At 60.6% G+C, this 14,282-nt stretch carries 9 protein-coding genes; 5 read left to right on the forward strand and 4 right to left on the reverse strand.

The genetic code is table 11. The annotated features are described in order from the left end of the window. Nucleotides 1-1,317 (forward strand): hypothetical protein (locus tag OXK16_14200; protein MDE0377095.1); only part of this gene is annotated, 1,317 nt, incomplete at its 5' end. Nucleotides 1,318-1,579: 262 nt separating this feature from the next. Beyond that, the gene (locus OXK16_14205) at nt 1,580-2,695 is read left to right on the forward strand and encodes an ISL3 family transposase (GenBank protein ID MDE0377096.1); all 1,116 of its coding nucleotides are present in this window, start codon (nt 1,580-1,582) and stop codon (nt 2,693-2,695) included. A gap of 172 nt (nt 2,696-2,867) precedes the next feature. Here OXK16_14205 and OXK16_14210 read toward each other — a convergent pair whose 3' ends face one another. The 4 genes from OXK16_14210 to OXK16_14225 all read right to left on the reverse strand — a co-directional run bounded on the left by OXK16_14210 (nt 2,868) and on the right by OXK16_14225 (nt 8,457). Further along, nucleotides 2,868-5,225, reverse strand: a complete 2,358-nt coding sequence (locus tag OXK16_14210) for an ATP-binding protein (protein ID MDE0377097.1) — start codon at nt 5,223-5,225, stop codon at nt 2,868-2,870. After that, nucleotides 5,209-6,645, reverse strand: a complete 1,437-nt coding sequence (locus tag OXK16_14215; GenBank protein MDE0377098.1) for a metallophosphoesterase — start codon at nt 6,643-6,645, stop codon at nt 5,209-5,211. The genes OXK16_14210 and OXK16_14215 overlap by 17 nt, the downstream gene beginning before the upstream one ends. A gap of 546 nt (nt 6,646-7,191) precedes the next feature. Then, complete coding sequence (locus OXK16_14220; GenBank protein MDE0377099.1) at nt 7,192-7,443, reverse strand: AlpA family phage regulatory protein; 252 nt, start codon at nt 7,441-7,443, stop codon at nt 7,192-7,194. A 771-nt stretch (nt 7,444-8,214) separates the two neighbouring features. Next, on the reverse strand, nt 8,215-8,457 hold the full coding sequence (locus tag OXK16_14225) for a helix-turn-helix domain-containing protein (protein ID MDE0377100.1): 243 nt from the start codon (nt 8,455-8,457) through the stop codon (nt 8,215-8,217). A 1,018-nt stretch (nt 8,458-9,475) separates the two neighbouring features. On the opposite strand from OXK16_14225, the gene OXK16_14230 reads away from it, so the two are divergent. The 3 genes from OXK16_14230 (at nt 9,476) to OXK16_14240 (ending at nt 14,023) form a co-directional block, all read left to right on the forward strand. Then, the gene (locus tag OXK16_14230; protein ID MDE0377101.1) at nt 9,476-10,168 is read left to right on the forward strand and encodes a hypothetical protein; all 693 of its coding nucleotides are present in this window, start codon (nt 9,476-9,478) and stop codon (nt 10,166-10,168) included. After that, entirely contained in the window at nt 10,165-10,602 is a 438-nt protein-coding gene (locus tag OXK16_14235; GenBank protein ID MDE0377102.1) for a helix-turn-helix transcriptional regulator, read from the forward strand. The genes OXK16_14230 and OXK16_14235 overlap by 4 nt, the downstream gene beginning before the upstream one ends. 2,077 nt (nt 10,603-12,679) lie before the next feature. Further along, the gene (locus OXK16_14240) at nt 12,680-14,023 is read left to right on the forward strand and encodes a hypothetical protein (protein ID MDE0377103.1); all 1,344 of its coding nucleotides are present in this window, start codon (nt 12,680-12,682) and stop codon (nt 14,021-14,023) included. The last annotated feature ends 259 nt before the right edge of the window (nt 14,024-14,282 follow it).

A 14,282-nucleotide genomic window follows, 5' to 3' on the forward strand; every position in this document is an offset into this window, starting at 1 on the left:
ATGACTCAGATTCTCCCAACTAATCGAGCCTCCGAAAAACCCGGAACGGTTCACATCGCCGGATTGTTCTTTCTGCGCAGCATGGACCTGTATCTGTCGGAAAGGGGCGCCTGCTCGATGGTGTTACCCCACAGTGCTCTCAACCAGGGACAGTACGAAAAGTGGCGCACCGGCAGATGGGGCGCCGCCACCGTAGCGCTAACCGCCGACCTGGCTTGGCGTACGCCCTGGGACCTTGAACCGCTGAAACCCAACGACTTCTTCCCGGTCCCCGCCTGTGTGGTCCACGCTCAGCGAACCCCAAACGACGCGACAGGACTACCCCACCAGGTGGAACGGTGGGCAGGAACCCCCGGAGGCGAGACCACCCGGTCGACAACTCGGCGCCCCTCAGGCGGTGAGTCACCATACGGTCCACGGGTCCTCAAGGGAGCGGACATCTACCCTCGGTGCCTGTTCTTCGTTGAGGAGACCACCGCGGACACCACCTTCACAGCGGCCGGCACCAGACTCTTCAACCCGCGGCGAGGCTCCCAGGACAAGAAACCATGGAAGAACCTGTCTTTGGTAGAACTCGCTGACTCGACAGTGGAAACAGCCCACGTTTTCGACGTTCACCTCGGGCAGACCGTCGTGCCATTCATCACGCTCCCTCCCCTGCAGGCAGTGCTCCCCATCAGCCCAGGGACCAGAATCGAGCAAGACGTCATCACCCACGACGTCGAGCCGGAGAGCCTAAGGCAACGAACCCGCACCCGATGGCAGACCATGAACAACTTGTGGAACCAGAACAAGAGAACAAGCAACAAGAAGACACTCCTTGAACAGCTCGACTACCTCAACAAACTATCGGCCCAGCTCGCCTGGCAACGCGACGACAAGGAAAGGCCATTCCGGGTGGTCTACTCGTCTTCGGGACGGCCCACAGCCGCCCTCGTCGAGAACCATAAAGCAGTGATCGACCATACCCTCTACTGGGTGTCATGCGATACCCAGGCTGAAGCCCACTACCTGCTAGCGGTCATAAACAGCGACGTGCTCCGCGACAAGGTGAAACCCTTCATGCCGAAAGGCCAATTCGGTGCCCGACATGTGCACAAACACTTGTGGAAGCTGCCGATCCCCACATACGACGCAACCGACCCCACCCATGCTGCTGTCTCCCAAGCCGGAAAGAACGCCACCCAGGCAACCCAACAAACCTTGGCCGGCACAACAGAGGCAAAAGGTTCCGTCCGAAGCCAACTCCGATTCTGGCTAGAGGAATCCCCAGAAGGCAGAGCCGTCGAGGAAACAGTGGCACACCTCATCGGATAATTACATTGGGCTGCCCCACCCACTACCTTGAAAAGTCAACTTCGGGCGACGGTAAGTGACACGAACAGCCATATTGTCCGCTCGCCATATTGTTCGCGCCTAGAGGGTGCGCGGATAGTCGGGAAATCCACCAAGTGGGGTGTTAGCTCGGGTTTGATACCGAGCAGCAAAACACTCCCCCAACTAGTACGCATCATCTCAGGTCAGCGTAACACAGAACGAGAAAAAGGCCGGGGACCAAGTGTTAGAACAGCTCCCGCGCATGAAGCTAGAATGCGAACGGCGGCTCGCTGGTTCCATCTCGGAACAAGCCTTCGACCGGCCAGCGGGCCGCCATTCCCTAAGGATTTGGTACCTATCCCTGGTATGGAAGTATACCACGGGTCTACTGTCACGGGACCGTCACGTTACCCGTAACGAGACCCCCTCTCGGAGGAACGCACACCTGCGGTCCCTCGATCAGGTCAGCGTAGCGCAGCCTCCAACCCTCCATCGCCTTGGCAAGCGCGCCATCTGGTCGATCGTGTCCAGGTCCCTGACGTTGTGGCAGGCGAGAAACTCGGCCACATACCGCTTCAGATTCTTGGAGGCTGTGGGTGTCGATGAGACGTTGTTCTGGCGTCAGGGAAGGTGGCGGACCAAGCGGGGGTGCACCTCTGTGGTCGATGTGGGAGGCCGCCAGCTGTTGGACATAGTGCCTGGCAGAACGGCTGAAAACGCCGCCTCGTGGTTCCGGTCGCAACCGGCAGGATGGCGCGATGAGATTAGGTGGGCGGTGTTGGACATGTCAGGCCCCTATCGGACCGCCTATGACCGGGTGTTGCCGAACGCTTCGCAAGTGGCAGACCCGTTCCATGTGATCCAGTTGGCGAACCAGCGTCTCGACGAAGTCCGGCGCCGGGTTCAGAACGAGACCTTGGGACATCGAGGACGCAAGAATGATCCGCTTCGGATCCGGCGCCTCCTGACATCTGCTTCCGAACGTATCAGCGAAGGCGGCCGAACCCGCCTCCGTGGCCTCCTGGACGCCGGCGACCCCCACCGAGAAGTCCGAACAGCCTGGCACGCCAAGGAAACCGTCCGAGCCATCTACGACATAGACAGCACCGTCACCGCGCTCTCCTACACCCTCCAACTCGCAGACGACCTCCAAGACCAGTCCTGCCCACCGGAGATCAACCGGCTCGGACGAACCATCGCCCACTGGACCCCCCAGATCGTCAACTGGCACATCTCCCGGGTGACCAACGGACCCACCGAAGCCCTCAACAAACGAACAGCCTTCGGGTTCCGCAACTTCGCCAACTACCGAATACGCGCACTCCTATACGCCGGGAAACCCAACTGGAACCTACTGGCCACCCTCACTCCCCACTGAAATCCGATGAGCCCCTTTTCGTTCATTCGGACGAGGTGGAGCAGGCGTGGAGGCTCTAGACGCCGTTACCCGAAGCGGGTCTACGCCCTGTTTCTACCGGGCGGTATCGTGGGGTCCCCGGGAGGCCGACACCCTGTTGTCGCGCCATGACAATGGTTGGCGGGTACGCCTCTTACCGGTGGCGATCCGGGGTAGCGTGCCGGGGGTGGCCGCTCGATCGGGGTTCGAGGCTGTCGCGGTCGCCTAGGTAGAGGAGGTCACCTCTGACTTCCAATCGCTTGCGCTCATCTAGTTTCGGTAAGAAGGCGTCGACTATTTCAAAAGGAATCGGAATAAACGTGCGATTTCTTGTAAGAATAGTCGAAGTTATACAGGGACCACCGCCAGCGGTCTCTCCAACAAGGCCCGGACAAAGGATGTCGTAGTAGAAACCAAAGCGCCCCGAGTGGTGTTGGAAGACAAATACGACCTTCCTTCCTCCCCAGACTACCTCTGTTGAATGTGGTTGTAGAAAGAAGTCACCTCTTTGGCGTTGTACTCGGTCGCTCAGCGCTAGAAAACAGGCATATCCATTCAGCGCTGATGGAATGTCGCTCGTCAGGATCAGTGCATTAGTCTCCTCGCTCCTGCGGTCGATTGCGGGTCTTGGGGCAAACGGCTCGGGAACTGCGTCCTCATCAGGCTCATCGTCGATCGCTCCCACAACTGACGAGAGGGATTCGGTACCGGCAGGGCTCACCTCGACAACGGACCTTGTAGTGTTGGCGAGCTGTTTCGCTGCTTCTGCGAGTGTCAGTTCTCCAGCGCGAAGCTCCTTGAGGATCTCTTCAAGGTCCGCCTTGTCCTCCAGTTCGTACTCGAACCACTCTCGGTTTGAGCGGAGGTGCCGCAAGAATGCTTCCGCGCCTTGCCTCGTGCTGCTGGGCACCAGTTGGGATACTCGCTGGAAGATAGACGACCGAACGAAGTCCTTCACGAATGGCCCGAAGGCGTCATAGTCCTCGCGATAGAGAGCTAACAGCGGGGCAACGCTGGTGGAATTGGCGTCCAAGTGTATGACGGGGGGTACCCCCGTATCGTCGACGAGCAGGGCTAGACCCCCCGAGATCGAGCCGAATCGAATCTCTGCCCCGAGAAAGTAGTCCTCCTCGAGGATCCTGGTAATCCGAGTCGCGAGAGCTGAGTGGGCGAAGCCCTGGCTTGCTAGTGGCAGTTCTTCTGTGACCCGAGGTGCGATGTCGACTTCCTGAACCCCCCCCGCTACGAGATAGCCGTGCTCGCAGTCGCGTCGCGGTGCTCTCCGCGAGAGTACGACTAGCGGTTCGTCTTCGCTTGCGTATTGTTGGATCACCGACTCCCGGCGACCCCCGTAGTAGCGGAGCCCCACATGGTTGACCACCGACTCAAGGGACTGAGGCTGGCCAGCGGGGCGAGGCTTCACCTCTAACGGTCCGCAGAGTTCGAACTGGTTCGTGGCTGCGATCCAGCGGAGGAAGCAGTCGTTCTCAAAAGACTCCGTATGCTGGGCTGCGATTGGAGAGACTACGTTGTCGAGGGCCGAGAGGACTTGATGCAGCAACTGACTTGAGGAAGCGTCGAGTGCTTCACGGCCTGCCGTGGGACTGAAGAAGGGAAGGTCCATGACTCCCCCCCAGCGGTACCTAGACGGCGCCGCGACGGTAGCAAGGCCGAAACCTGAACGCAGTGTGCGAATTGCGTTTTTCTCCTGCAAGAGAACAATCGAGCCGGGCCGCCCGATCCCGGCAACCGTCTTGATGTTGTCGAGAACGATGCGGAGTTCCCCCGACGCCATGCCGATGACTTCCAAGTCTCCCTCAAGGACTCCAGGAATCGACATGCCTTGGCGGTGTTCTACCCAGGCATGCCTCTCCGACGGGAGCATCTCTCTGTGACTAGATCCACTGATATTTTCCCCGTTGAAGAAAACTGGAATGCCCACGAATTCGACAAAGTCGCGGAGGTACTGGCGAGCGTCTTGGTCGGATACGCGACTGTCATCAGCCAGGCGGGCCTTTACGGTGGTGCCCGGAAGGCCGGTCGGCTCGATCGGTGTGACTGAGATACCCTCGGTCTCAGTCGACAAGTCTGCTCTACGTACTGAAGATAGAGTACGCTCACCCGTAACTGCCGACTCGCTTTCAACTGAGAGTTCGTCAGCGACACCGAAATTCGCGAGTGCTCCAATACCAAAGGTACCTACGACACCCGCGGCGCGGGCAGCGTCGGTGTTCTTGCTACTCTTCCCAGCGTGCCAGAAGTTGGTTTCTAGCTCTTCCAACGTCATTCCAATCCCGTTGTCGATGACCGCGATCCAATCATCGCTTACCATCACCTGAATCACAGGCGAGAAGTCGTCCGAGAGGGCTTCGCGCATGCGAATCGCGTCGAATGCATTCTGTGTGTTTTCGCGCAGGAGCGCGAGCGGCGACTGGTAGATCTTGTCCGCCAGAAGTGTAAGTATCCGCGAGAACTCGACCTTCAGGGCTATCTTCCTAGCAGGCGGAATCATGGAACATCCTCCTGGCGGCGATGACGGCGGCCAGCTCCCTCTGCCCGGCCGGATCGATTAGCGGCAATGCGGCATCGAGGAGCGCTGCCGCATCCTCGAATCGTTCCGCTTCGAGAAGCAGGGAGATGGCCTTGGTAGCTTCGTCCGGGGTCTCTGGAGCACACAAAAGCTCAAGAAGGTCCTCGTCGCACCCAAGACCCTCGAGAGCCTTGATCGTGATCTGGCGTCTCGCCCGGGACGAGATGTCAGGGACATCACGGATGAGCACCAGCGCCCTTTCGAACTGCTCAAGCCTTACGGCAGTCATTGCTTCATCAAGCAGTTGTGTGGTCGTGGGAGCCCTTGGGCGTTCGGGCGAGGGTGGGAGATCGAGTTTGATGAATGCGTTACCGCCAAAGTCGCTCCGAGGCATGCCCGAAAACACACCCCCAGACGACATTTCTCGCACATAAACCGTTAGCGACACGTCGTCAGGATCGATAACAACGATATTGAACTGACGGCGCTCTCCAGCCGGGAGTTGGTCATCCCCTACTGCCAGAGACCCGGCGCTCACCACAACCATCGAAGTCAGGTGAGGAAGACGCAGTTCATACGGTGCCGCATCAGGGTAGTGTTGATGCCCGTGCAGCCCGACGGTGAACCCGAAGTCGATTAGTTTGTGAATGACCCGCTGATCCATGTAGTCGCGGGCCCGAGGCCCGCCTAGGAGGCTATGGTGCCAGACCGCGACCGCGATGGGCGCGCTCGAACTATCGAGCAGCTTCTGCGACGAGGCCAGCGCCGCTGGGTCGATGTCGCCGATGTGACAAAAGCAATCGTTCCCATACCAAGATGCGAAACCCACCACTACTAAGCCCATAGAAGGATACTCAGCAAAGACAAGGTCGGCATCGCCTCGTCCAAGTGGATTCGGATTGAGCCCTGCGTAGAACTCAGCCCGGAACTGGCGAAAGTGGTCATAGCGAGACTCATAGAGGGTGCCGTCGTTGATCTCATACGCGCGCTGGTCAAGCCAGTTCCAACGGACTCCAGAGTCAGCGCGCAGGGCCTCAACGACAATTCCCTCCGGGCAGTCTGGAAGCGGCTTCATCGCCTTACGTGAGCGGCTCCAGTCAACGTCGTGATTGCCGGGAACGATGACTACGCGCGACCGGTCGGAATCGACGAACTCGGTCGCGAGCCCGGACAGGAAGTCCCCAGCTTCTTCATACTGAGCCCTGATCTCATCGTCTGGGCTTCGGGCTCCGGCAGGTACTCCTTGAATCAGATCGCCACTAACGACGATCAGATCCGGGCACGGTATGCCATCTGATCTCCAACGCTTGGCATCACTAGAAATGGCTGCCAGCAACTCGTCGTTGCGCACGCGGGGCTCGGCCGTCCTATGCAAGTCGGAGATGTGAAGCAAGACAGGCACGGTAGGACTTTAGCGGTTCATCGGTTTTTCAGTGGGGAGTGACCGTGGCCAATAGGTCCTAGTTGGGTTTTCCGGCGTAGAGGAGAGATCGGACGTGGTCGCCGCGGTCCAGCAACGTGACCGCGGCGGGCACGGTTTTGCACGCCCCCAGGGTCGAGCCGCTCGTGCTGATCATGTCGTATATCGGCATCGTCTCGGGTGTTTTGTAGGCGCAGCCCGTGGCTGCGGTCGGGTGGGTCTGGTTGTGGGCTTTCGACTTCGATGTGTCCGCAGTGCCATCCGGCTTGGGAGCAGCGTGAACTGCCCCGGGTTTGCCGGAGAGCGTCAAAAACCCGGAACGGTTCAGTAGCTCTGGCCTTTGAGAACGATGACGTCGGCGTAGCGGACCAGGCGGTAGCCCCCTAACCCCACGGCGTCGTCGAGGCATGGTCGTGGCGGGATGTGTGGCCGCTGGCCGACAGATGATGGACTCCGGCGAGATGGATCCGCTGTCGGAACGACTTTTGACAGCGACTCCGGCTGAGCCTCGGTGTTGGGTGGCGGTGGTCACGCTGCGGGGGACAGGCTGTCGATCCAGTCGTAGATGTCTTGTTCCCGCCAGCCCACCGCTCGGGTGCGTTCCCCGCCCAAACGGATCGGTGGAGGGAACGACCCGTCCCGCTCCCGACGCCAGATCGTGGTTCTGCTCAACCCGGTGATCTCCAATACTTCGGGCAGTCTCACCACCCGCCCACCCCCCGGAGGCGACAGCGAGCGTCGAAGGCTCACACCCCGCTTGTTGTGAATCTGGTTTCTCATCCGCATTCCCCTTTCTCCTCCACATTGCCAGAATCCCCAGCCAGCCCTCCAATGCGGGGTCTCCCATCCGATACGGAAACGGTCATGGCCCTGTTGTCGCAACCGAACATACCCAAAGTGACCCGGAACCCGGTCGCGCATCCACCCCCCAGGGGTCGCGCTCATGCGCGACCGGTCGCGCATCCGGTCGCGCATCCCTCCGACCTGGGGTTTGCTGGCACCTCGATGGGGCAGACGTCCTAGGCTCCGACAGTAGGGGGGTCGGGGCGAGCCGGCCAGTTACGGGCCCCGGTTGTTGTGAGGGACATCTGTGCGGGCCACACGCCCCTGAGGGGTACACACATCCCCGCCGACGTTGAGCGGCACGCGCCCAGGGAGAACGGCCTGGCCGGACGGTGCGGAAGCCAGTCACCGGGGGATAACCCGGACCCCGACGGTGCTAGGAGCTCGTCTAGCAGGGGTTTCTTCGGCAATCCCCCCGAGAAGGCCGACGCAGCAGTGCGAGTAGAGGAAGACAGCGAAAAGGAGGTGTCTGGCGGGCTGGTCGGGCCTGGAGGGATCGGACGGACGGACAGCACCCCGGGGGGAACACGAACGGGGAACGGGGAACGGGAGGATGGGGATGGGGACGTATGTCCCGATGGGTGGGGGACATACGTCCCCGCAGGGGGCGGCGAATGTGGTTGAAAGACGAAGCCAAGTTTTCATTAAAATGAGGACACATGTCCTCATCGGTGGAGGACATGTGTCCTGGCAGGGTGAAGTGGCCTGTTAAGACCGGTTACGCAACAGGTTGGAGATCGACGACTGGGAGCGGCCTACCAGTTTGGCTATCTCAGCCTGGCTGAATTGGTCTATGCGGTAGAGAGCTACCACTGCTTGGCGGTAGGACTCCCGTGCCCGGGCCCATTCTGTGTGGGCAGCCTCGAGCTGTTCGGCGGCGTCGATCGCGGCAAGCATGCGGAAGGTTTCGGCATTCTGCCGTGCCCGGGCCTCATCCCTGTTCTTGCTCATCTACCACCCCCCTGATAGCCAGCCTTACCAGCCCCCCAATATGGGGTTCGGCATTTTAATGAAAACTTGGCTTCGTCTTTCAACCACATTCGCCGCCCCCTGCGGGGACGTATGTCCCCCACCCATCGGGACATACGTCCCCATCCCCATCCTCCCGTTCCCCGTTCCCCGTTCGTGCCCCCCCGGGGTGCTGTCCGTCCGTCCGATTGCTCCAGTTTCTCCCGCCAGCTATCCACACGCACAGCCTTTCGCTGTCCTCTCCTTGCTTACACCCCCATGTCCTCCTCGACTAGGCGCCGGCAACCCCGGGTAGACGGACTCTGAGCGTCCCCCCGGTTCGGGCCATCCGCCGGCCAGCGCGCCTACCTCACCGCCTGGCCAGGGCCTTCTCCTCCGCTGATATCACCCGGCCAGGCGCGTGCTACCCCAACGACGGCGGGGACGTGTGTCCCCTGAGTGGGTGTGTGGCCCGCACAGATGTCCCCCCACAGCAACGGGCCCGTAGTTCGCTGCTTGTTGCGGGGTCTCTCTGTTGCTGCCTGGGCCTTGCGTCCAATGTGGCGGCTGCGAAGGCGCAGGTCGGAGGGATGCGCGACCGGATCCGCGACCGGTCGCGGTTGAGCGCGACCGCTGGGGGGTGGATGCGCGACCGGGTTGGGGGTCATCTTGGGTATGTTCGATGACAACTGGCTCCGGCGACGGTCCCATTCGGGTTGGGGGACGACACGTCGGGTTGGCATGGGACTTGCGGTGATGGGCAGAAGGCGAGGGGCGGATTGGGAACCGGACCTATGCCCGGCCAGCTGGGTGTGAGCTGTTGGGGGTCGGTGATGCGCTTTCGGGGAGTGGGCGGGTGGTGGGACTGCCCGCAGTCAATAGAGATCACCGGGTTGAGCAGAGAGCCACGATCTGGTGTCAGGGTGCGGGACGGGTCGTTCCCTCCGGCTATTCGCTTGGGCGGTCAGGGTTTGTGCAGGATGGTGGTGTCTTATCGGTTATGATAAGAGGGATGAGTCAGGTGAGCGGTGAGATCAGCCCTACGTTGCGGCGGGTGCTGTATTCGGCGGCGCGTCTGCAGTCTGTGGTTCCCGATGCCGTGCTGGTGGGAGGATCGGCCGCGGCGCTGTATGCCGGTCATCGTCACTCTGTGGACCATGACCATGTTCTGGCTGATCTCGTTGACCGCTACGAGGCGGTGCTGGAGGCGGTGGAAGCGACCGAGGGGTGGGCTACGTCGGTGCGTGCTTCCAAGCCGCCGTTCACGATCATGGGAAGCCTTCATGGTGTCGAGGCGGGGCTCCGCCAGTTGCGCCGGCGCAGGCCGCTGGAGACCGTGGAGGTGTCCGTCGGTCCCGACGCTGTGGTGGTGGCACCGACGGCGGCGGAGGCGCTGCGGGTGAAGGCATTTTTGGTGGTGCAGCGCAGTGTGGTGCGCGACTTCATAGACGTAGTCGCTCTTGCCGACCACATGGGTGCCGACGCGGCCCAGGGCGCGTTGTCGGGTATCGACGACTATTACCTCGACCGCTCCGAAGACCCGGGGTCGGTGCTGACCTCGCTGGTGGTCGCGCTGGCCGAGCCGTCACCGCGCGACGCCGACGTGATCAACGAACTGTCCCGCTACAAGGGCCTCGACCCGCGCTGGCACCGCTGGTCCGATGTGGTGGAGGCCTCCCAGGCACTCGCCCTGCGATTGAGCGGCGCCGCATGAGCGGCCTGTCGTTCCGCAATGTCGACGCCCACCCATCCGACGACGTCAGGACCTGGCCCTACGAGGCGCTCGTGACCGCGATAGACCGCGGACTGGTCCCCGACTGGCAGCCCATCTTCGCGGAGATCCGGCGATCGCCGTGGGGTACGGTGGCCCGACGCGTCGAGCGCTACCTCAGCTACCGCAACCCCGACGGAACAAGCACGCTCTTCGCGTTGGCGATACGGCGCGCCCGCACCGAGACCGAACGCGACGACCGGGCAAAGGTAGCGGCCCGCGTCCGGGCCGCACTAGCGTCCGCGGGAACCACCCAGGCAGACTTCGCCACGTCGGTAGGCACCAGCCCGTCCCGGCTCAGCACCTACCTCAACGGCAAAGTCACCCCGTCGGCGGCGATGCTCATCCGCATCGAACGCACCGCAGCCAAACGCTAGCCAACCCATACCACAGACCACCAGGGAGTTGGAGTCGAAGCTACGCGAGGAAGTCGTCCTGCTATCGTCGGACCGTTCGCGTCGAACACCTGGAATGGAGGAGGCGATGAAACGATACACCCTGAGGATCATCTTGGTGGCGGTCTTGGCGGTTGTGATCACATCGGCGGTGTTCCCGGCCACCGCAACCACCACCGCCGGTACGGTGCTGTACGGCGGCGAAGCGCTGATTATGGAGGCCGATTACGTAGGACTCACCTTTGACGGGGACATCCCGGAATCGCTCAACGGAGATGGTTACCTTTTCGTTATCGGCGGCCCCGGCGGGAATCCGATAGATGTTTGGGAAAACGATACAGGCCATCCAACTACAGCCCTATACGTCGGAGAATTAACACCGGCAGAATTGGTAGAGGTTCGAACCCTAGTAACTTCCTCACGCTCAGATTGGGGTTGCTCATTGCGCGCTAGTAGACCCGCTAAAGGAGCGAGAGGCTCATCTGGGCTTAGAGAAGTCATTTCGAACACCTCCCAACGCTGTTGGACAGTCCAAGGCAAGTGGGGCCAGCACGAGCATTATGGGATCCTTTGGAAGGGTAGCACAGAAAGAGATGTCTATGACTCGCCCTGGTATCGCACACCCAGCAGGATCTTCGGGTATTTGTCTTCCGTTTGTATACCCTCACATCACTGGCTCAACCGTTGGGATACTTCGGCAGATGGGATGATTAGAGTCGGGGACAATAGCAGTGACTACTCTGAGTTCAGAGTGGGGCCTAAACTATCCTCGGTAGTACGTCTCGATTGTGAATAGGTCAACATCATCATGAGCTGGCAAACGCTGGCCAAGAATCTAGTCTTGTTGATGTCGATTTTGGTATTGCTAGCCGTCTTTCTCGTGGCCGTTCGCCATCTAGCTTTAGAGGCATACTTGAGAGATGTGAGATTTATAATGCTTGAGATACAGACACTGGAAACGCAGGTACATAACTTGAGTATGCGGATACGTGACCTTGACTATCAGCTATCCGCCCGGATCAGCGAACTAGAGGAACTGATACAGAGCCAAGGATAGACGAACGTAGAGGATGCTGAGCGTTTACAGCCATTTAGTTGATAATGTGGCGACGGGATTATCCGATCGGTGTGTCGAGGCGGCCCTTCCTCCAGGCCATGATGTATTCATGCACATCTACGAAGCGCTGATCGGCGCCTGCTGATCGCCCGGCCTGGCACCGAAGTGCCGTTCCTCTCCAGAGCTCTGAAGATGCCCCGCATCCGCCCAAGTCGCCCCTGGCCAGGCCAAGACAGCCAGATACGGGGAATGAGACCCCGTCGAGTTGCTGGCCAAGGTCATAGCCGAAGGCCTTTAGAGATCGTCAGCGAATTGGAGAGTGTGGTGACGGTGCTGGCTATGTTGCGCGCCGCTAAACAGGTGTGCTCTCGGGGGTGCTGTCGCGGTGGGTGTTCGTGAGCGTCATCTCGTACGGTGCGGCAGGTGACGGCAGTAACCCTGACCCTGAAGGATGGCGCGCTCAGCGGTCCCGCTACGAATGAGGCAGTGGGTCGCCCGGTGAGCGCTGCCGTCTGGCGCGTACCCTCTCAAGCGGCGCTGGCAGCTTTACCATCTCGCGACACCGGACGACCGGCGGAGGTCGAAGCTACTGAGACTTGGCTAGCATCGCACCATGAGGGCTCCGAGGAGAAGACGTCCCAGGAGGCGCGAGAAGTGTGTTCCGCCGGCCACCGACCTTGACGCCTTGGCAGAGCGCGTCAAGTACGTGGGAAGCCCCGAACACAAGGATGTGTTTACGTTTGTCGGTCTGCCCCGGCCTCGGGCTGACGCCTCGATCTGTCCGCGTGAGTACAGGGACCAGCGGATGATCGCAGGCTGGTTGCGTGATGCCATCCGTGCCGGTTCGATAGGCGCGCCGTGGGAAGGTGGCTTCCCTCGCTATGTCTGGCACAAGGAGAAGGACACAGTCTTTGAGGCTCGGCTCGTCAACAGGGGCGATGGCACCTACAAAGGGTACCCACTCCACGACCACGAGTGGCCCTTGCATATGGTGGCACGACGATGACGGCAATACAGTTCCTTGCGGACTGGCAGGACGGCAAAGGGATAAAGGGAGCCGAGCTGTCAGCGACTTTCGCATCGCTCCGCATTGACGTGAGAGACCAGCTGCTGACCTATGTCATCGACGACAGAGCACAGACGATAAGAAATTCTATCTTCGTTCCACTCTATCCGGTGGCCGAATGGTTGGTGACCAACTGGTGGTTTATCAAGTACGAGTCAGAGAATCCGAAGAAGAAGACAGATCCTGCGTTCAATCAGAGGCATTCATGGGGAGCCACTGATGGCTACGCGCTTCCTGACCTGACAATTACACCGTCGGGTTCGCAGACACATCTCACATGGAGCCGAAGATCGGCTTCTCGGGCCAAGCTCGCATTCCTGAACGAGGGCCGCACGATTGTTGATCGCGAGCAGTTCATGCAGGACTGCGCGGACTTCATCGACAAAGTGACCAGCAGGCTCCTAGCGTGCGGCATCGAATCGACTCTCCTACAGGACGAATGGGCTGCCATTCAGACGACAGACGAAGACGAGTCAGAATTCTGCGCTCTGTCAGCAGGATTGGGCTGGGATCCGTACGACTTGGACGATGCAATGCAGAGCCATGTCGTCACGCTCGCCGATCAGCTCGGACCACTGAGTGCAGAAGCAGTCCCAGCAATCGACTCTTCCACGCCTCTCAAGGATTGCTCAGCAATACTTGAGACCATCAGGATCGCCAGAACCGATGGGCTCCACCTGCCGAGTGGTCTGCCCTTCATTCCTGACGAACGCTCCAACGGGGGACCTCCCTGGAGGGATGGCTACGAGCTGGCGAGGAGAGCAAGAAGCGAACTCGGCCTCGACGGCCAACCCATTCAGAACACGGAACTGTTAGCTGAGGTCCTAGGCCAGAGCGCCGCGACATTGAAACAAAAGCCTAGGCCGGTGATGCCGCTAGAGCGCCTGGCGCTAATTGACGGCGTGGTCACCCGCGATGCAGAAGGCGGTGTGTCGTTCGGGCTGAAGAACAGGGGACAACTCGGCTGGAGATTCCTCTTCTGCCGAGCCCTTGCCGAGGCAATATCCGGCCACGGCGACGCGCTTGTCACGAGGGGCAACACTGAGAGGCAGCAACGTAACCGAGCATTCGCGGCCGAGTTCTTGGCTCCATCCGCCAGCCTCGGCAATAAGATATCGGATCCCGTAGTGGACGAGGAACAAGTGGATGACCTAGCGGAGGAGTTCGGAGTGTCCTCGTGGGTGATCTCGCACCAGATCGAGAATCACCGGATCGCAAGGGTCATACAGAGGGCGGTGGAGGGTCTCGAGGTCCGGCTGGGCTCAACCTCAACCCGCTGATGGTTGCCGGTGTAGGCGGTCTTGGCTGAGCCGGTAGCCAGGCCGTGTGGTGCCGTGGCCTTTCCGCGGTGGAGGGCGCGTCCCATGTCGTCCTGGAGGAGGCCGCCGCCCCGCCGAAGAGCTGCAGTCATCGGCCAGCGACCGCCGCATCGGGCTGCTGCTGTTCCTTACCGGGTAGAGCGAGTGGCTCTGGTCGTTGGTCGGTTTACTTGGGGTTGGTGTATTGTGCCCAGGTTTCCATGAGTTGGCGGCGGCGTTG

The sequence above is a fragment of the bacterium genome (genome assembly GCA_028821235.1).
Lineage (GTDB): Bacteria > Actinomycetota > Acidimicrobiia > Spongiisociales > Spongiisociaceae > Spongiisocius.

Excerpts from the sequence above, each read along its gene's own strand:
- OXK16_14205 (MDE0377096.1), top strand. The coding sequence starts at position 1,580 with ATGAAGCTAGAATGCGAACGGCGGCTCGCTGGTTCCATCTCGGAACAA.
- OXK16_14210 (MDE0377097.1), bottom strand. The coding sequence starts at position 5,225 with ATGATTCCGCCTGCTAGGAAGATAGCCCTGAAGGTCGAGTTCTCGCGG.
- OXK16_14220 (MDE0377099.1), bottom strand. The coding sequence starts at position 7,443 with ATGAGAAACCAGATTCACAACAAGCGGGGTGTGAGCCTTCGACGCTCG.
- OXK16_14225 (MDE0377100.1), bottom strand. The coding sequence starts at position 8,457 with ATGAGCAAGAACAGGGATGAGGCCCGGGCACGGCAGAATGCCGAAACC.
- OXK16_14235 (MDE0377102.1), top strand. The coding sequence starts at position 10,165 with ATGAGCGGCCTGTCGTTCCGCAATGTCGACGCCCACCCATCCGACGAC.
- OXK16_14240 (MDE0377103.1), top strand. The coding sequence starts at position 12,680 with ATGACGGCAATACAGTTCCTTGCGGACTGGCAGGACGGCAAAGGGATA.